At 43.7% G+C, this 18,901-nt stretch carries 18 protein-coding genes; 5 read left to right on the top strand and 13 right to left on the bottom strand.

Annotated features, from left to right (window positions below; all coding sequences use genetic code 11):
- Positions 1 to 22: 22 nt before the first annotated feature.
- Positions 23 to 502 carry a DUF523 domain-containing protein gene (locus tag ACMXYT_RS09045; RefSeq protein ID WP_415898401.1) on the bottom strand — a complete coding sequence of 160 codons (480 nt, stop codon included), beginning with the start codon at positions 500 to 502 and terminating at the stop codon, positions 23 to 25.
- A 183-nt stretch (positions 503 to 685) separates the two neighbouring features.
- Positions 686 to 1,117, bottom strand: coding sequence for a MaoC family dehydratase (locus ACMXYT_RS09040; protein ID WP_415881432.1), 432 nt, complete (start codon positions 1,115 to 1,117; stop codon positions 686 to 688).
- 219 nt (positions 1,118 to 1,336) lie between these two features.
- Here ACMXYT_RS09040 and fabV point away from each other — a divergent pair, with 219 nt between their 5' ends.
- A complete protein-coding gene (gene fabV / locus ACMXYT_RS09035; RefSeq protein WP_415898400.1) occupies positions 1,337 to 2,530 on the top strand; it encodes an enoyl-ACP reductase FabV in 1,194 nt (397 codons plus the stop codon).
- A 79-nt stretch (positions 2,531 to 2,609) separates the two neighbouring features.
- Here fabV and ACMXYT_RS09030 read toward each other — a convergent pair whose 3' ends face one another.
- Both ACMXYT_RS09030 and ACMXYT_RS09025 read right to left on the bottom strand, forming a co-directional pair.
- A complete protein-coding gene (locus tag ACMXYT_RS09030; RefSeq protein WP_415905745.1) occupies positions 2,610 to 3,083 on the bottom strand; it encodes an FKBP-type peptidyl-prolyl cis-trans isomerase in 474 nt (157 codons plus the stop codon).
- Between the two features lie 80 nt (positions 3,084 to 3,163).
- Positions 3,164 to 3,814 carry a hypothetical protein gene (locus ACMXYT_RS09025; RefSeq protein WP_415898398.1) on the bottom strand — a complete coding sequence of 217 codons (651 nt, stop codon included), beginning with the start codon at positions 3,812 to 3,814 and terminating at the stop codon, positions 3,164 to 3,166.
- A gap of 298 nt (positions 3,815 to 4,112) precedes the next feature.
- Here ACMXYT_RS09025 and ACMXYT_RS09020 point away from each other — a divergent pair, with 298 nt between their 5' ends.
- Entirely contained in the window at positions 4,113 to 4,349 is a 237-nt protein-coding gene (locus ACMXYT_RS09020) for a hypothetical protein (protein WP_415898397.1), read from the top strand.
- Positions 4,350 to 4,417: 68 nt separating this feature from the next.
- On the opposite strand, the gene ACMXYT_RS09015 is transcribed toward ACMXYT_RS09020, so the two are convergent.
- The gene (locus tag ACMXYT_RS09015; RefSeq protein ID WP_415898396.1) at positions 4,418 to 4,978 is read right to left on the bottom strand and encodes a hypothetical protein; all 561 of its coding nucleotides are present in this window, start codon (positions 4,976 to 4,978) and stop codon (positions 4,418 to 4,420) included.
- A gap of 191 nt (positions 4,979 to 5,169) precedes the next feature.
- Positions 5,170 to 6,765 carry an isocitrate lyase gene (locus ACMXYT_RS09010; RefSeq protein ID WP_415911343.1) on the bottom strand — a complete coding sequence of 532 codons (1,596 nt, stop codon included), beginning with the start codon at positions 6,763 to 6,765 and terminating at the stop codon, positions 5,170 to 5,172.
- Positions 6,766 to 6,940: 175 nt separating this feature from the next.
- On the opposite strand from ACMXYT_RS09010, the gene ACMXYT_RS09005 reads away from it, so the two are divergent.
- Positions 6,941 to 7,876 (top strand): LysR family transcriptional regulator, encoded by a 936-nt coding sequence (locus ACMXYT_RS09005; protein WP_415881424.1) that lies wholly within the window; start codon positions 6,941 to 6,943, stop codon positions 7,874 to 7,876.
- A 50-nt stretch (positions 7,877 to 7,926) separates the two neighbouring features.
- On the opposite strand, the gene ACMXYT_RS09000 is transcribed toward ACMXYT_RS09005, so the two are convergent.
- Entirely contained in the window at positions 7,927 to 8,340 is a 414-nt protein-coding gene (locus ACMXYT_RS09000) for a hypothetical protein (protein ID WP_415898394.1), read from the bottom strand.
- A 149-nt stretch (positions 8,341 to 8,489) separates the two neighbouring features.
- Between ACMXYT_RS09000 and ACMXYT_RS08995 the strand changes: the two genes are divergently transcribed.
- Complete coding sequence (locus tag ACMXYT_RS08995) at positions 8,490 to 9,962, top strand: AAA family ATPase (RefSeq protein WP_415898393.1); 1,473 nt, start codon at positions 8,490 to 8,492, stop codon at positions 9,960 to 9,962.
- 65 nt (positions 9,963 to 10,027) lie between these two features.
- Here ACMXYT_RS08995 and ACMXYT_RS08990 read toward each other — a convergent pair whose 3' ends face one another.
- Positions 10,028 to 10,702 (bottom strand): DJ-1/PfpI family protein, encoded by a 675-nt coding sequence (locus ACMXYT_RS08990; protein ID WP_415898392.1) that lies wholly within the window; start codon positions 10,700 to 10,702, stop codon positions 10,028 to 10,030.
- Between the two features lie 97 nt (positions 10,703 to 10,799).
- On the opposite strand from ACMXYT_RS08990, the gene ACMXYT_RS08985 reads away from it, so the two are divergent.
- On the top strand, positions 10,800 to 11,750 hold the full coding sequence (locus tag ACMXYT_RS08985; protein ID WP_415898391.1) for a LysR substrate-binding domain-containing protein: 951 nt from the start codon (positions 10,800 to 10,802) through the stop codon (positions 11,748 to 11,750).
- A 51-nt stretch (positions 11,751 to 11,801) separates the two neighbouring features.
- Here ACMXYT_RS08985 and ACMXYT_RS08980 read toward each other — a convergent pair whose 3' ends face one another.
- The 5 genes from ACMXYT_RS08980 to ACMXYT_RS08960 form a co-directional block, all read right to left on the bottom strand.
- A complete protein-coding gene (locus ACMXYT_RS08980; protein WP_415881419.1) occupies positions 11,802 to 13,106 on the bottom strand; it encodes an NAD(P)/FAD-dependent oxidoreductase in 1,305 nt (434 codons plus the stop codon).
- A 170-nt stretch (positions 13,107 to 13,276) separates the two neighbouring features.
- Positions 13,277 to 14,875, bottom strand: a complete 1,599-nt coding sequence (locus tag ACMXYT_RS08975) for an ABC transporter ATP-binding protein (RefSeq protein ID WP_415898390.1) — start codon at positions 14,873 to 14,875, stop codon at positions 13,277 to 13,279.
- The gene (locus tag ACMXYT_RS08970) at positions 14,872 to 15,915 is read right to left on the bottom strand and encodes an ABC transporter permease (RefSeq protein WP_415911342.1); all 1,044 of its coding nucleotides are present in this window, start codon (positions 15,913 to 15,915) and stop codon (positions 14,872 to 14,874) included. Before ACMXYT_RS08970 ends, ACMXYT_RS08975 begins: the two co-directional genes overlap by 4 nt.
- A 2-nt stretch (positions 15,916 to 15,917) precedes the next feature.
- On the bottom strand, positions 15,918 to 17,015 hold the full coding sequence (locus ACMXYT_RS08965) for a microcin C ABC transporter permease YejB (protein ID WP_415887931.1): 1,098 nt from the start codon (positions 17,013 to 17,015) through the stop codon (positions 15,918 to 15,920).
- Entirely contained in the window at positions 17,015 to 18,850 is a 1,836-nt protein-coding gene (locus tag ACMXYT_RS08960; RefSeq protein ID WP_415898388.1) for an extracellular solute-binding protein, read from the bottom strand. The genes ACMXYT_RS08965 and ACMXYT_RS08960 overlap by 1 nt, the downstream gene beginning before the upstream one ends.
- Between the last annotated feature and the right edge of the window lie 51 nt (positions 18,851 to 18,901).

Below are 18,901 nucleotides of genomic sequence, written 5' to 3'. Positions count from 1 at the left end.
TAGGCCTCTTAACTAATTCGTTTCAGGCCGTCATCCTTTCAGAATCTTCGATAAAAGCAAAGAGTTCAGGCAGTTCTTTTTCACTGAATACAGGGAAGCCGTTACGCATTAATTCAGCTGCGGCTACACCTGAGCCTTCAACGAGGTTGCCGGAAAAATTACCGTCATAGATACGTTTGTTGCCGCAAGAAGGGCTTTTAGCCTTCATAAGCGCGCAAGCGACACCTTCGCGTTTGGCAATTTCTAAGGTTCTTTCAGCACCTGATAAAAACTCAGGCGTAACGTCGTTGCCATCTTGTGTCGTGATTAAAATAGGGAATTTGCACTGAGTTTCTGCTGGTGGGCGCGGTGTGCTTAAGCCACCAGCGACTTCAGGGCAGATAGGGACAAAGCGGCCTTCCTTGTGCCAACGCTGCAATGTTGGGTGGTCAATTAAGTGATGGCCGCCATCATAGCGTACGCGATCACCTAGCATGCAGGCGCTAATTAAAATCTTCTTCATGGTAGTCCATTTTTGTTGTTATTTTTTGCTGGCACATTCTACTCATGGGTAGAAGGATCGCAATCGACTAAAGTCTAGAATTTAATCGATTCTATTGATAAGGATCATGAAAATTAGGAAGGAGTGATAAATATGGGGTAGGAGGCGCTAGCTTAGATAAAGCTAGCGCATAGAAAGAGGAAATTAAGCTTCTTTCTTATCAACCATAAAGGTTGCTGTACCTGTAGCAACAACTTTATCGCCTACAGTTACGTCTGTTTTGCACTTTACGCGTCGGCGGCGTGTATCAATCTCTTCAACTGTTAGTGTTGCTTTCGCTGTATCACCAATAAATACAGGTGCACGGAACTTAATCTGTTGATCAACATAAATAGCACCCGGCCCTGGAAGCTTAGTACCTGCAACAGTAGAGATTAGCGCAGCACTAAACATGCCGTGGACAATACGCTTTTCAAATGGCGTTGTTTTAGCGTAATCATCATTTATGTGAACTGGGTTAGTGTCACCGGAAATACCCGCAAACATGCACACGTCTGCATCAGTAATGGTTTTGGCAAAGCTATCGCTCATACCTACTTCTAAATCTTCTAGGTAGTAACCGTGTAGTTCCTGCATGGGGATGTTCCTTTAAATAGAATATGCAATCTGCGCATCATAACCAAAAGAAAGCATCTCTGCCTATGTATAAAATCAGTTAGTAACAATTCGTAAGAATTAATTATCTCGGTAAATTTGGCCTGTGAATTAGGGATGCCGCATGAAACTGTCAACTTGCAATGAATTGCTGTATCTTACAGGCCAAATTTTTCTAATGGATTTGAGACCCGTTTAGCCATGATTATCAAACCAAAAATTCGCGGTTTTATTTGTACTACTACTCACCCAACTGGCTGTGCAGCCAATGTGCGTGAGCAAATCGAATACACTCAGAAGAAGGGCGCTATTGAAAATGGCCCTAAGCGTGTTCTAGTAATTGGTGCATCCAGTGGCTACGGTCTATCTTCCCGTATCGCAGCAGCATTTGGTTCGGGCGCAGCGACAATTGGTGTGTTTTTCGAAAAGCCAGGTACTGAGCGTAAAACAGGTACTGCAGGCTGGTATAACTCTGCAGCATTTGATGCAGAAGCTAAGGCAGCTGGTCTTTACTCTAAAAGCTTGAATGGCGATGCTTTCTCTCACGAAGCCAAAGAGAAAACGATTGCGCTAATTAAAGAAGAGATGAAGCAGGTTGATCTAGTTGTTTACTCTCTAGCTTCCCCTGTTCGTAAAATGCCAGATTCTGGTGAAGTTATCCGTTCTTGCCTTAAACCTATCGGTGAGCCATACAAATCTACAGCGATTGACACTAATAAAGATGTCATCATCAATGCTGAGGTTGAGCCAGCGACTGAAGAAGAGATCGCAGCGACTGTAACAGTCATGGGCGGCGAAGATTGGGAACTATGGATGGACGCGCTATCTGAAGCTGGCGTGCTAGCTGATGGTTGTAAATCTGTAGCCTACTCTTACATCGGTTCAGATATCACTTGGCCAATCTACTGGGATGGTGCACTAGGTAAAGCTAAGCAGGATCTTGATCGTGCTGCTAAAGCAATCGATAGCAAGCTTAACGCAACAGGCGGCCAAGCGAACATTGGTGTTTTGAAATCTGTTGTGACTCAGGCAAGTTCAGCAATTCCGGTTATGCCTTTGTACTTGGCAATGTGCTTTAAGGTAATGCGTGAGCAGAACCTACACGAAGGTTGCATGGAGCAGGTTCAGCGTTTATTCGATACAGGTCTATACGGCAATACAGCTGAAATGGACGATGCTAACCGTTTCCGTATGGATGACTGGGAGCTTAAAGAAGAAGTTCAGAATGCGTGCCGTGAGATCTGGCCTCAGGTGACTTCCGAGAACCTATTCGATCTTACTGATTACCAGCTTTATAAAGATGAGTTCTTGAAACTATTTGGTTTTGGCATCGACTCCGTAGATTACGAAGCAGATGTCAGTCCTGTAGCTGAATTCGATGTAAGCGATATCTAATCGTTTATACATAACAGGAAGCCAATTGGCTTCCTGTTTGCTATGCGTTGCCTCGATCGAACATCCTGTCAGAGATCGATCAGTTCTTAAAATCTAACAGTTCTACGTCAAATATAAGCACGGAGCCAGGTGTAATCACACCTGCAGATCCATTCCCATACGCCAGGTTTGATGGAATATAGAAACGGTATTTGTCGCCCGTTGCCATCAATTGTAAGCCTTCTGTCCAACCTTTAATGACTTGATTGAGACCAAACTCAATAGGCTCTCCACGATCGACAGAGCTGTCAAACACTGTGCCGTCTATCAATGTACCGTGATAATGAACTTTTACTGTGCATGTGGCGCTGGGCTTGGATGTTCCATCAGCTTTTTCGATAACCTTAAACTGCAAGCCTGAACTTGTCTGGATGACGTCCGGATCGTTGATGTTTTCAGCTAAAAACTCTTCGCCAGCTTTCTTGTTGGCTTCTGCGAGTTTTAAATTATTTTGGCGACTAGTGTAGAGAAATAAAACGATCGCCAATATTAAAAGCGGTAGTACATATTCCATAAAGGCTGTGCTCTTGAAGATGAGAAACGCTCAATCTATAGCACAGACCATTAACTGACAAGAAAGTGTTTATGTATCTGCTAAAGCAATGCTTGTAACTGCTCTTTCTCTTCCGCGCTATAGTTCTGCAGTAGAGACAGCGTTTTAGGCGGTAATCTATCGGTTTCTTTGGTTATCTGTGCAAGGTTGAAATATAGATAGTCGTGCATCCACTGCTGATAACTCTGCAACCAGTCACACATGAGTTCTTCTGTAGAGGTTTCGTCTGCAGTAAAGCCCGCCTGTAAATCTTCTTCTGTGTATAGGTAGCCCAGTTTTAGATCATGATAAGTTGGGTTGTCATTACAAAAATAATCGACAGAAACTCGATCAGCAAATTGTTTGTGCAATATGTAACTAATACGGCTGACGGATAATGGGCCGGCGTTTAGCGAGTTAATATGCTCGGTTGCTTGATGTGAAAAGGACTCAATAGTGGAATCGCTATATAGCACTGCAGCCATAATCTGGTCGATTCTAAAAACAGCTACGATCTCTTTTTTGAGTAACTTAAGGTAGCGGGTCTTCTGATTGGCTGGAAGAAACTGTTCAAGCATATCTAGGTAAAACTGATCGATGCTGGAAATGCTCGGAGCCTCTTCGAGTGCTTTAACATGCTTCTGAATCTGCTCATGAACAGGGATCTGTTCAAGTGCGTTTAGGCGCTTTGGTGTCTGTGTAACGGCGTGCATGATCGGCTCCAAATCTGTTCTTAGCAGTAAGAGTTCAGCAAAGCTAATGCCAGATTTGATAATCAATTATTTATCAGTCAGTTGGCTATAAAGTAATCAGGAATGTAGTTTGGATTAGAGGTATTGAGTTGCCGGTATTAAAACCTAGCGGCATGTAGGGTGGCAAAGAATAACCGAACACTTTGGGTTTGTTGTTACCAGTAATATGTACCATTCATTTAGCAGTGGTTTTGTTTGGTTGCTTAGATATAGAATTGAACTTTGGCTTATCAAGGTTTTGATAATTAAGGAAGCTAGATTGGATCTTAAACGGAAAGTCCCTCTGCATTTAGATGCGGCTATACTGCTTGCGATTGTGTTTGCGTGTTCTCTTGGTTTTAACCTGCTTCAGTTGTATCAGGTAGTGGAATTGAGTGAAGAGACAAGTCGGCAAGGCCTTCAGGCTTTGCTTGATCAAATGAATTTAGATGAAGCTTTGAAAAGGGTGAAGGTCTTGGAGCAGAGCTGTGAGTTGCAGGACGGCGAAACACAATAGTTTTATATGAGGCAATAAAAAGGACGCAATCGCGTCCTTTTTATATGTGTGAGGCTAGGGTGATGGGATCACTCGCTTAGCAAATTCACAGAATCTTTATCGATGTCGTAATCGTAATAAGCCATGCCTAGTTTGTTTAGGTAATCCATTCGATCAGCGCTTTTTAGATCAATTTCTGGTGCTTCTAGGCCGCATTCTTCATAAAGGCCGGCTAAATGAGCCAAATAAGCTTCGCCTTCTTTCACCATTAATAGACTCGCTGCGCCTACATCAGTTTTTACTCGGCTGTTTAGATCATCTGAAAGCGTCACTTCAAAAACTACAGGTTCTTCATCGCCTTCAATACGTACTGAGCGGTTTCTAACAGTTTGTGCGGCCCAAAAGTAAGCTAGTTCTTTACTTTGCGTTAGGAATACAGGCTCGATTGTTTCGGTATAGCTATTACCGATTGTCGCCATTGTTTGTTTGGCAGCTTGTTTAAGCGCCTTGTCGCCAGAACGATTTAACCCCTGATCTTTGATTGATTCGACCAGCGCGGAAGATGTGCCATGGTACCAAGTGTTACTAGTGGCAAAACCCTGTTCAGTTAACAGTTCTTTAGCGTCTTTAAGAAAAATAGGTGTAGTCATAATCTAAATCACTTAATCAGTTTGCAGTTGAAAGCAGTAGGGGATTCTATCCTAAAATTAAAATTGAATCCTTTGTAGCTTTCTAACTATTTGTTGCAGGTATAAAAAAGGCGACACCTTAAAAAGGGGCCGCCTTTCTATGTAAGGTTTATGCCCTAGCTAGCTAGAACATTTGCCTTAGCTAGTATTGCTTAGCTGAACTGGTTAGAAGTGTTCTTCGCACCACCAGCTTTAAGAGCGTTTTCACCAGCGTAGTATTCTTTGTGGTCATCACCTAGGTCAGAACCAGCCATGTTTTGGTGCTTAACGCATGCGATACCTTGACGGATCTCTTTACGCTGTACGCCTTCAACGTAACCAAGCATAGCTTTGTCACCGAAGTACTCTTTAGCCAAGTTATCAACAGAAAGAGCTGTTGTGTGGTAAGTAGGCAGAGTGATTAGGTGGTGGAATACGTTCGCTTCGCGAGCAGTATCAGCCTGGAACGTACGTACGCGAGCGTCAGCAGCTTCAGACAGTTCAGAACCGTCGTATTCAGCAGACATTAGGTTGTCGCGATCGTAACCAGAAACGTCTTTACCTTCAGCAGCCCATGCATCGTAAGTCTGCTGACGGAAGTTTAGAGTCCAGTTGAAAGATGGAGAGTTGTTGTAAACAAGTTTCGCATCTGGGTGTACTTTACGTACTTCGTCCATCATACCTTTGATTTCGTGAACTGTTGGTACAGCAGTCTCGATCCAAAGTAGGTCAGCACCAGCATTGATAGCTTCGATACAATCGAATACGCAACGCTCGTGGCCAGTGCCTTGACGGAACTGGTATAGACCAGAAGCTAGACGTTTAGGACGTACTAGTTTGCCGTCACGGCTGATTAGTACGTCGCCTTCTTTAGTGTCTTCTGGAGCAACTTCTTCAACGTCTAGGTAAGAGTTGTAAACGTCGCCTTGGTCGCCTGGCTCTTTAACTACAGCGATTTCTTTAGTTAGGCCAGCACCTTCAGAGTCAGTACGAGCAACGATAACACCGTCGTCAACACCTAGCTCAAGGAAAGCGTAACGTAGAGCACGTAGCTTAGAGTGGAAATCAGCGTGAGGTACAGTTACTTTACCGTCCTGGTGACCACACTGCTTCTCGTCAGCAACCTGGTTTTCGATCTGTAGGCAGCATGCGCCTGCTTCGATCATCTGCTTAGCCATTAGGTAAGTCGCTTCAGCGTTACCGAAACCAGCATCGATGTCAGCTACGATTGGCACTACGTGAGTTTCGTGGTTGTCGATCTGAGACTGGATCTCAGCTTCTAGAGCAGCATCGCCAGCTTCACGTGCTTTGTCTAGTGCACGGAATAGACCGCCTAGTTCACGAGCGTCAGCTTGACGTAGGAATGTGTATAGTTCTTCAACTAGGCCAGCAACTGCAGTTTTCTCGTGCATAGACTGGTCTGGTAGAGGACCGAAGTCAGAACGTAGAGCAGCAACCATCCAACCAGATAGGTATAGGTAACGACGCTCAGTAGAACCGAAGTGCTTCTTGATAGAGATCAGCTTCTGCTGACCAACAAAACCGTGCCAGCAGCCTAGAGACTGAGTGTACTTAGTTTTGTCTTTGTCGAACTCAGCCATGTCGCGACGCATGATACCAGCAGTGTACTTAGCGATATCTAGGCCAGTTTTGAATTTGTTCTGAGCGCGCATGCGTGCAGCAGATTCTGGGTTGATTGCGTCCCAAGGGCTACCAGCTTCAGCTTTAAGACCTGCAATGCTTTCGATGTCTTTGTTCAGTGATGACATGGTCATTCCTTCTATATTAGTTGCTAGCCAGTTTTCGGCTAACTCTTAAAAGTTTCGCAATCGATTCTAGTGCGGTTAACCCTATAATTGAAATAAATGCCTGTTATTTGCAGTATTTATCCTGTGAATAGTTCTATGGTATTATCACTGAAACACGCATGATTACGGCATTGATATGAATCTGGACAAAATCGACCTCAACCTTTTGGTGTATCTTGATATTTTGCTGCGGGAGCGTAATGTGACTCGATCCGCCAGCTTGCTTGGGATTACACAGCCCGCTATGAGTAACGGTTTGCGGCGGTTGCGTGAAACCTTTGGTGACCCACTTTTGGTTCGAACCAGTGAAGGAATGGTGCCTACTGAGCGTGCTCAATCATTGCAGCCACTGCTTAGACAGATCCTTGCATCGGTAGAACAGGTTATAGAACCAACAACAGAGTTTGATGCTAAATCAAGTGACCGAGTCTTTCGTATAATGACCAGTGACTATGGTGAGGCGACATTGTTACCCCGATTATTAAAGCGTTTGAACCGTGAAGCGCCAGATGTTGTCCTTGATATCCTCACGCCGAGTGATATGAGTTTTCTTGAAGTGGAGCAGGGTTTGGTTGATCTGGTCATCAACCGTTTTGATACTATGCCGCAATCCTTCCACCAAAAGACATTATGGAAAGATTCGTTTTCGTGTTTGTTTGCCGTAGATAATCCCATTTCCCATGATTACTGTTTGGAAACTTATATCAGGGCAAATCATGTTTGGGTGAGTAAAACCGGCATGGGAGCAGGTATGGGTATCACGCCTGAAGATACCAAGCGGCTCGGTTGGGTTGATGAGGCATTAGACTCAATTGGCTATAAGCGCCATATCTCGGTATTTACTCGACACTATCAATCAGCCGCTTTGCTTGCTTCTCAGCGTGGTCTTATCGCAACTATTCCGAGTCGTGCTGCTTCTATCCAATCTGAAAACCCCAGATTAGTAGTGAAAAAACCGCCTTTTGATATTCCGGAATTTGAGTTCAAAATGGCTTGGAGCCCATTGCTACAACATAACGCTGCTCACCGTTGGATACGCCAGGTTATCTCTGATGTGGCTTCGGTTTCCTAAAGAACGATAAGTTATAAGTGTTAATACTCTAATAAGGCGGTTTATCCGCCTTATTTTTTGCCTAATGATTCTTCAGGTACTGCGCATTCAATTGTTGGGTGGAGCATGGCTTGCTTGGTCTTCTTTGTTTGCGGTATCGAAATTAGTCCAAAAAACAGCATAAAACCAATGTACCAATTAGCAGTTAGGTAAATCTGTGAATATGAAAGGTATTGTTCTATGAAGTTGCCTTCCATTCTTGGCATATGTAAGTACATCGAATATAGGTACCAAACCAAAATTTGAATTACGATCAAATGATGAAACCATCTGAACATCGCTTTGAACTGTTCTACCAAGATAAAAGATAAGAGTAGAAAGGCTGCAGGTATGGCGATGGTTATATAATCGTGAAGCCCTAGAGTGTCACTCGCAAGGTATATAGCTATGCTGCTCAGCCATACTATTAAAGTCAGTAGTTTCATCTGAATTCCTTTTCTTTATTACGGCAATTAGGCTTGGATCCTTTGTTTCAGTCAACAGGTCAAATGCCCGAGTTAACTATTTGATTTACTTTGCATAGATACTTACAGATGTAATAGAGTAACTCCTTTAGTTTAAAAGGAGTTTAGGCATGGTGCAGCATCAACTGGAAGTCTTGATCAAATCTGAGATCCCTCTAATTGTCATCGAAAGTACCGAGGAAAATCAGGTGGTTGATATGCTGTTATCACTTAAGCCTGTATATGAAAGGCCGCTATTCAAGTGGACTTTGACCGATGGCATTCAGCGGATTGATCGTGATTTCCCTCCGCAAAAGTTATTCTCGCAACCGACCGAAGCCCTAGCGCATATTAAATCAGTTTCTACCCCTGGTGTTTATGTATTGGCAGATCTGCATCCGTTTTTGGATGAGCCTATGCATGTACGTTTATTGAAGGATATAGCGCTCAAATTTCATGAGCTAGGCCATACGTTAATCTTGCTTAGCCACGCGTTGGAAGTGCCAGTTGAGATTATGAAACTTAGCGCCAAATTAGATATCGCTCTACCTGAACGTAGGGAGATAGAAAAGATTGTCCGAGAGGAAGCGCAGAGCTGGTTAGCAAGCTCAGGCTCTAAAGTGCAAGCAAGCTCTGAAAACCTGCAACTTTTGGTCAGAAATTTAACGGGTTTAACTCGATCAGATGTTCGTCGTTTGGCAAGAAATGCCATTTTTGATGATGGTGCGATCACCGCCAGTGATATCCCTGCAATTAACGAAACGAAGTATCAGCTATTGAGTGAGCAGGGGAATATGCATTTTGAATATGACACTGCACAGTTCTCGGATATAGCCGGTTTTAACGGACTAAAAAATTGGTTAAATGAGCGAAAACCATTTTTTAATGGTGATAGTGGCGTTGGTAATTTACCCGCACCTAAAGGGATGCTGTTATTGGGCGTACAAGGTTGTGGTAAAAGCCTTGCGGCTAAAGCGGTTGCAGGTAGTTGGCATGCGCCTTTATTACGTCTTGATTTCGGTGCCCTTTATAACAAATTTTACGGTGAGACTGAGCGTAATCTTCGTGAAGCCCTACAAACCGCAGAAGTTATGGCGCCCTGTGTTCTATGGCTAGATGAGATAGAAAAAGGGATCTCATCAGGCAGTGATGAGGGCGGACCTGCGACACGTATGCTGGGTACCTTGTTGACGTGGATGGCCGAGAAAGATGCGCCTGTATTTATCGTAGCTACGGCGAATGATATTGAAGCATTACCACCAGAACTTGTACGAAAAGGGCGTTTTGATGAGATCTTCTTTGTCGACCTCCCTAATGACGATATTCGTTTTAAAATCTTTGATATTCATTTGAAACGTCAAGGAGTCGATGTTAGCAATTTTGATTTTAAGCGTTTGATCGAAGAAAGCGTTGGTTTTTCGGGTGCTGAAATTGAGCAGGCTGTTATCTCTGCTTTTTATACCGCTCATGCTCAGAATGTTGAACTTGATCAAGCTCTTCTACATGCAGAGTTGCGAAAGACTCAGCCTCTGTCCGTAGTGATGTCTGAAAAGATTGATTATCTAAGAGAGTGGGCTTCTACTCGAACTGTATCGTGTGAGTAATATTTTTTTGTTTATACATTAAATGATACAAGGCTCAGCAAATAAATTTACTGAGCCTGAGATAATTACAAAACAAATTTCTTAGTCGAAAAGCGTGTGTATTGAAGCGCTTCTGCTACTTCATTAGCTTTAGAGGTCGATGTTAATTTACTCAGAAGCACTAGCGCTGCTTGATAGCTAACTAAGCTTCCATTGGACGTAATCACATTACCGTCAATAACCACATTCTGGTCATATTGGACTTTTACATCCGGAAAGGTACGAGCAAGATCCTTTTCACCTCCAGCCCAAGTTGTGGCCTTTAATCCATCCAATAGGCCTGCCTTACCAAGTAAGAAAGCACCGGAGCAGTTACTCGCCATCCATTCGGCGTTTTTAGCAGTGTTTTTAATGAATTGGATCAATTGGCTGTTTTCGATCAGCGGGTCCATGTCGTAACTAGAGGGTACGATTAGAACATCCAGTTCAGGCGCATTACCAATCCAATAGGGGCTGTTTAGGCTTAGGCCTTCTTCAGTTGTCACTGTAGGCTTATTTATCACATTGATAACGATAGGTGTGTAATCACTAAACCATGTTTTTCTACTGGCTACGCCAAAAACTTCTAATGGTGCTGTTACATCGGATGTTAGAACACCATCAAAGACAAGGATGCCGATCTTTTTACTCTCGGCGAATGACAGTTGGCTGAAGAGCAGTAAAGCCAGAGTTGCTGCTAGACATACAAATTGCTTTCTCATTTTTAATCTCCGGAAAGTTAATTGCGACCATTTTATAGTTGGTGTAATAAGTGAAAAATATCTTGATCAGAATTTCATTGGTGAATATTGTTCATGAATGGATAAGTTCAATGTTTTAAAAACGTTTATTACTGTATGCGAGAAAGGGTCATTTGCAGCTGCTGCTGCGGTGCTTGGTACTGATGCATCTACAGTGAGTAAAGCGATAAGCCGATTAGAAAAGCAGTTAGCTTATACACTGTTTTATCGTTCTACCCGAAAGCTAACCATTACTGATGCGGGAAAGGAATATCTCGAGACGGTGAGAGCGTTACTCATAGATCTGGATGAGTGCGAGCAGCGTCTTAAATCGGGTAATGAGTCTGCAACGGGTATTTTAAAGGTAAATTTACCGGTCGCTTACGGGCGTTTATATATTGTTCCATTACTTTCTAAATTTACCAAACAGTATCCAGATATTAGCCTGCAATTGAGTTTCTCCGATGAATATGTCGATATTATCGAACGGGGAATCGACCTATCGATCCGAACAGGTACGGTATCTGATAGCCGTATGGTATTGCACAAATTGAGCCCTATGGACTTTCTTACTTGTGCATCAAGAAACTACCTTATGAAGTTCGGACCAATCGATAGTTTTCAGGATTTTGATAATCATCGATGGATACGCTTTCGCTTTAAGCAGACGGGTAAGTTAATGCCTATTTTGGCTGAAGTGGATGGGGAGACCGAAAAGCTAGATCCCAAAAACTATTTAGTGGTTGATGATGGTCAGGCGCTGGTGGATCTTTGTCGTATCGATGTCGGTGTGATGCAGGGGCCTCACTTTCTATTTAAAGACGGTTTAAGTTCTGGGGACTTAGTTTCGTTATTTCCACCTATTGAACCGGAAGGTTATGGTGTGTATTTACTCTATCCTAAGCGGGATTTTCTACCAAGTAAGGTGGTGGTATTTACAGAATTTTTAAAAGCGGAGCTAGAGAAGATGGGAGAGGGGTCGAACTTTTGTTGGTCTAGTGAAGTGGCTTATCTTAATGAGTGGGAATAGGTGCGCTGATAGTACAATATACAATCAGCGCTCCTATTCCACCTGAGAAGTTTAGTGAAGTTTCATCTTTGGTCTTACAACTTTTCCGATCTTCTCAGCAATATAAACGATCATCGCTTTGAAGAAGCCGTGAATGGCGATCTGGTGCATGCGATAAAGTGAAACATACACAATACGAGCAATTTTCCCTTCAATAAACATAGAGTTCTTTGAAAGGTTGCCCATCAAGCTGCCCACGGTACTGTAGCGGCTAAGGTTTACCAGTGAACCGTGATCTTTATAGACGAAGTTCTTAAGTGGTTTGCCTTTTTCAGTAAGAATAATATTTTTCTTAACGATTGACGCCATTTGGTGTGCTGATTGTGCACGAGGTGGCACCCAGCTACCATCTTCCTGCGCACAAGCGCAGCAATCACCAATCACGTAAATGCTATCGTCGATGCTGGATTGAAGCGTTGGTTTAACCAGAATTTGATTCGTGCGGGTTAACTCAAAGCCATAAAGATCTGCTAGGAAGTCAGGTGCTTTAACGCCTGCGGCCCAGATCATCATATCTGCTTCAATTTCCGAGCCGTCAGCCGTTTCGAAGCCATTAGCGTTCGCGGATTTGATCAACGTATCTTCACATACGTCTACACCCAACGCTGCTAGCTCATCACGAGCAGAGCCGGAGATGCGAGCAGGCAGTGCAGGAAGAATACGTGGACCAGCTTCGATAAGCGTAACTTTCAGCTGCTTAGCAGTCATTTTCGGAAGGCCGTATGACTTAAGCATGTCGGTTACGTTGTAAAGCTCAGCCGCGAGCTCAACACCCGTTGCGCCTGCACCAACAATCGCGATATTTAATACGCCGTTTTCACGCTGGTTTACTCGCATAAAGTTGTTAATGAGCGCGTTATGGAAACGTTCAGCTTGTTTGGCTGTATCTAGGAAGAAACAGTGATCCTTTACGCCCGGTGTTTTGAAATCATTGCTGACACTTCCGATCGCTAAAACAAGGGTGTCATATTGCAAATGTCTTTCTGGAAGGATTTGAACACCATCTTCATCAACTGTTTCAGCCAGTGTGACGGTTTTTGTGTCTTTGTTTAGGCCACAAAAAGTACCTAGTTCGAACTCATAATGGTGTTTAACCGCGTGAGCATGGTAAACAACGCCATCTGTATTTGGATCAAGCGAACCTGTGGCAACCTCATGTAATAGAGGTTTCCAGATATGGGAACGTTTTTGATCGACTAGGGTTACTTCAACTGAGGGATTTTTTCGGTAGCGGTGGCCTAGTTGGGTGACGAGCTCAAGGCCGCCAGCGCCCCCGCCAATCACAAGAATCTTGTGTGGCTCCGTTGGGTTTGTCATTGTTTTAATCCTCAAAAAATATGGGATTAGTAGCTGCAAAAACTATTAATCCTATATTTTCTGATAGTCGTACTCTGATCTTGATGTAGGCAAAAGTAAATAGAAAGAACTAGAAACGGCGCTAAAGAATTAGCACCGCTTCGTCTTAAAGTGGGAGAGGCATACTCGACTTATTGATTAAATGCGGCCGCCAGTAGTTGTTGTGTGTATTCAGCTTTAGGTGATGCAAAGATTGCTTGGGCATCACCTTGTTCGACGATATCTCCATGGCGCATCACTATTAACTTATGGCTTAGCGCTTTTACAACGGCTAAATCATGGCTGATAAACAGATAAGTTAAACCATATTTTTCTTGAAGGTTACGCAATAGTTCCACGATCTGCTTTTGTACGGTGCGATCTAGTGCAGAAGTAGGCTCATCTAAAACGATAAGTTCAGGTTTCAGTACCAACGCACGTGCGATGGCGATACGCTGCCGTTGACCCCCAGAGAACTCATGCGGATAGCGATGCCTACTTTCAGGATCGATGCCAACCTCTTGTAGTACTTCAATAATCGCTTGTTCGTGTTCCGCTTTAGATTCTGGCTGATGAATATCGAGTCCTTCGGCAATGATCTCAGCAATAGACATGCGCGGACTCAAGCTGCCGAACGGGTCCTGAAAAACTATCTGCATCCGTTTACGTAAAGGTTTAACCGCTTTTTGATCTAAAGGTGCAAGAGCGGTCTGATCAAACGTGATTTCGCCTTCACTACGCTGCAGTTTCAAAATGGCGAGGCCTAATGTGGTTTTTCCTGAGCCGGATTCTCCCACAATGCCAAGTGTTTCACCGCGGTTAACAGACAGGTCGATGCTGTTTACCGCTTTAATATGGTCTACGGTCTTTTTGAAAAAGCCTTTTGTAATAGGGAACCAGACTTTTAATTTGTCTGTTTCTAGCAAACGCTCTTGCGCGCATTGAACAATAGCAGGATTACCTGATGGTTCCGCATCTAACAGCGTTTGTGTGTAAGGGTGTTGTGGTTGTGCAAACAGTTGAGCCGTTGGAGCAGATTCGACTTGCTCACCTTTATACATAACACAGACATGATGCGCGTAACGACGAACAATATTAAGGTCATGCGTAATCAGCAAAATCGCCATGCCCAGTTTTTCTTGCAGAGACTTTAGTAACTCCAGAATCTGTTCCTGAATTGTTACATCAAGTGCTGTGGTTGGCTCGTCTGCGATAAGCAGTTCAGGATCGTTGGCGAGTGCCATCGCGATCATTACACGTTGACGTTGACCGCCTGACAGTTCATGAGGGTAGCTATTTAAGCGTTTCTCAGGCTCAGGGATGCCAACTAAATCAAGTAGTTCAAGAATTCGAGATCGCGCTTGTTTACCAGTCATCCCTCTATGCAGAAGTAGAGTTTCCCCTATCTGTTTCTGAATTGTGTGTAGCGGGTTGAGCGATGTCATTGGTTCCTGAAAGATAACGCTGATCTTATCGCCACGTAACTGCCGCATCTGATTTTCGTTATAGTTCAGCAGATCTTGGCCATCATAGTGAATTTCACCGCTAGGGTGACTTGCTTTAGGGTAGGGGAGTAAACGCAGAACGGACATTGCGGATACGGATTTGCCAGAGCCTGATTCTCCCACCAATGCAAGAGTTTCACCCTTCGGTATATCAAAGCTAACTTGTTTCACTGCTTCTACTGCAGCTTCACTACCCTGATCAAAAGTGACGGATAGGTTGCGAATACTTAATAGCGGAGACGTCATGACACTTTCCTTGGGTCGAAGGCGTCACGTACAGCTTCACCTATAAAGATTAGAAGGGTAAGCATCAATGCAAGGCTACAGAAAGCCGTGATACCTAACCATGGCGCATGAAGGTTTGTTTTACCTTGAGCAACTAATTCACCCAATGATGGACTGCCTGGAGGCAGGCCAAAGCCCAAGAAATCCAGAGCGGTCAACGTAACAACAGATCCATTAAAGATAAATGGCATAAAGGTCAGCGTCGCCACCATGGCATTAGGAAGAATATGGCGGAACATGATCATGCGGTTATTTAAGCCAAGCGCACGGGCAGCGCGAACATATTCGAGATTACGACCACGTAAAAATTCGGCACGTACGACATCAACCAGCTGCATCCAAGAGAACAGAAGCATAATACCTAATAGCCACCAGAAATTTGGCTCAACAATGCTGGCTAAAATGATCAGTAAGAACAAAACCGGAAGACCAGACCAGATCTCGATAAAGCGTTGGAAGAAAAGGTCAACTTTACCGCCGTAGTAGCCCTGAATAGCACCAGCAACCACACCGATCACTGAACTTGCTAAAGTCAAAACTACGGCAAATAGGATTGAGATCCTAAAGCCGTATATGACACGAGCAAGTACATCACGAGCTTGATCATCTGTGCCTAGCAGGTTATCCATTGTTGGGGGTGATGGGGCAGGTACAGGAAGATCGTAATTGATCGTGCTGTAGTTGTACTTAATCAGCGGCCAGATAATCCAGCCTTGTCCTTCATTATGTATAAGGTCATGGATATAGGGATCTTTGAAATCTGCTGGGCTTTCAAATTCTCCCCCAAAGGTTAGTTCGGTGTAATCAACTGCGACAGGGAAATATAGATCGCCCTTATATGACACTACCAGTGGATCGTCATTCGCAATAATCTCTGCAAATAACGATAGGATAAATAGCGTGCTAAAGATCCATAGAGACCAATAGCCGCGTTTGTTTTTACGGAAGTTTTCGATCCTGCGTTGATTGAGAGGGCTGAGTTTATTAACTAATACACCCATGATTAAAGCTCCCTGCTTTCAAAGTCTATTCTCGGGTCTACCAGTACATAAGTAATGTCACTGATCAATTTAAGTAATAAACCGATAAGGGTGAAGATATACAGGGTACCAAAGATAACAGGGTAATCACGGTTGATTACCGCCTCATAACCTAGCAGTCCAATGCCATCAAGGGAGAAGATGACCTCAATCAGCATAGAGCCGGTAAAGAAGATTGAGATCAGCGCTGCAGGCATACCAGCAATGATGATAAGCATAGCGTTACGGAAGACGTGACCATAAAGGACTTTCTTTTCGGAAAGGCCTTTAGCACGTGCCGTAAGCACATATTGCTTGTTGATCTCATCTAGAAATGAGTTTTTGGTTAGCATCGTTAATGTCGCAAAACTGCCGATAACAGTTGCGATAACTGGTAGGGTGATGTGCCAGAAGTAATCTTTAATCTGGCCCCACAAACTTAATTCATCAAAGTTAGGTGACGTCAGTCCTCGAAGTGGGAACCAGTCTAACCAAGTGCCGCCTGCGAAGATGACGATCAGTAAAATCGCAAATAGGAAGTTTGGAATGGCGTAGCCAACGATTATTGCGGTACTGGTCCAGACATCAAAAGGGGTGCCGTCTTTAACCGCTTTACGTATACCTAAAGGAATGGAAACAGCGTAAGTAATCAATGTCGCCCAAAGGCCTAAGGAGATAGAGACCGGTAGTTTTTCGATGATTAAATCGACTACTGATTTGTCACTAAATAAGCTATTTCCAAAATCGAAAACGGCGTAATTTTTTAGCATCTGCCAAAAGCGTTCGTGAGCGGGTTTATCAAAACCGTATAGCGCTTCGATCTCTTTTACTAATTCTGGGTCTAAGCCTCTCGCACCACGATAGCTACTGTCACCACCATTCGCGCTGCTTGCTTCGGTTGTTAGGTCATTTTGTGCGCCACTGACTCGAGCCGTCGCACCGACATTGATGCCTTCCAATTGAGCAATCGTTTGCTCAACGGGGCCGCCAGGGGCTGCTTGAACAATGATAAAGTTGATCGTCAGAATTCCTATCAAGGTAGGAATGATCAAAAGTAAACGCCTTAGGATATACGCAGCCATTATTTAGCGTCCTCGGATGGTTTGATCCACCAAGTATCAAAACCTAGATTGTATTTAGGGCGAGTGCTCGGCATTTCAAATTTATCCCAATAAGCCACTCTATATTTATTAATATGGTATTGAGGTATAACGTAATGATTCCATTGCAGCACCCGATCAAGGGCACGAGTTCGTAAAACCAACTGCTCACGATCAGGGGATTGAATAAGCTGGTCTACTAGGTAATCAACCGCTGGATTTTTGATTCCGATGAGATTACGGCTGCCTTCAACATCAGCACCAGAGGAATGCCAGTAATCACGTTGTTCATTACCCGGTGAGGAGGATTGACCAAATCCGCTTACAACTACGTCAAAATCATACTTACGCAGGCGGCTGATGTATTGTGAAACATCAACTAAACGAATGCTTGAGTGAATACCCAATCGTTCCAAGTTACGAATAAAGGGAGCGACTACTCGTTCGAAAGCAGGTGAATAAAGCAGCATTTCGATTTTAAGTGGTTCGCCAGTCTCTTTGTGGACTAACTTACCTTGTTTAAAGATCCATCCGGCTTGTTGAAGTAGGCGTTTAGCTTGACGCAGCTCGGTATAGATTCGGCCATTACCACTGGTTTCAGGAGCACGATAAACTTGAGTAAATACCTCGGTAGGGATTTGGTCACGAATAGGCTCAAGTATCTCGATCTCTTTCTCGGTTGGCAGGCTAGTAGCGGCCATCTCCGAGTTGGAGAAAAAACTATGGGTACGGGTATAGGCGTTGTAAAAGATGTTTCTATTGGTCCATTCGAAATCAAATGCTAGCGCTAGTGCTTGTCTAACACGCGGGTCTTCAAATTGCGGTCGTCGAGTGTTTAGGACGAAGGCTTGCATACCCGTTGGGTTTTCATGACCTAACTCTTTGACAATTATTTTGCCTGAATCTACTGCAGACCCTGTATAGCTAGTAGCCCAGCGCTTTGATGAATTTTCTTGACGGAAATCGTATTCACCAGCTTTAAAAGCTTCCATTGCTACCGTGTTATCTCTGTAGTAATCGTAGGTCAGAAATTCAATATTATGACGACCTCTATTAACGGGTAGGTCTTTACCCCAGTAATCAGGGCTTAGCTTATAGGTGATACTACGTCCGGCATCAAAACTATCGATCGTGTATGAACCAGAGGCCACCGGAATATCTAAACTCGGTTTTTGGAAATCTCTATCTTTCCAAAAATGTTTAGGCAAAATTGCAATTTCACCAACGATAAGGGCTAACTCACGGTTAAGGTTGTTGCGGAAATTAAATTTAACTCGGTGAGGATTAAGTGCTTCAACTGATTCGATGTCGGAATAATAGGCTTTGTAGAAAGGCGCGCCTTTAGATCTCAGGGTTTCTAAACTGAAAACCACGTCTTCCGCAGTAATAGGGTGGCCGTCACTAAATTTTGCTTCAGGGCGTATATTAAAAATAATCCAGCTACGATCAGCTGGTACTTCTAGCGATTCAGCAACGAGGCCATATAGGGAAAAAGGTTCGTCTTGAGCTTTACCAAGTAAACTATCGTAGAGGAGGCCAAGCCCGTCAGCAGGGGTTCCTTTGACGATGAAGTTATTAAAGCTATCAAATGTTCCCAAAGCAGATTGAATGGCTTTGCCGCCTTTGGGTGCATCAGGGTTTACATAATCAAAGTGCTTAAAGTTGGCAGGGTATTTAAGGTCGCCATGCATTGCAATGCCGTGGCTCGAAGTAACCGCATCTGCCAATAGAGGTGCAGGAGTAAGGAAACTGGAAAGGCACAACCAAATACTTAATTTGCGTAGAGAAGAGCAAGTACGAGGTTTGAGTGTAAGCAATCTAAGGTTCCTTCTTAACGTAAATTATCTTTTATATCAGTGACCTTTGCT

The organism is Neptuniibacter sp. QD37_11, assembly GCF_047778105.1.
Lineage (GTDB): Bacteria > Pseudomonadota > Gammaproteobacteria > Pseudomonadales > Balneatricaceae > Neptuniibacter.
The sequence above is the reverse complement of the archived record's forward strand: the minus strand, read 5'-3'. Positions and strand labels throughout refer to the sequence as shown.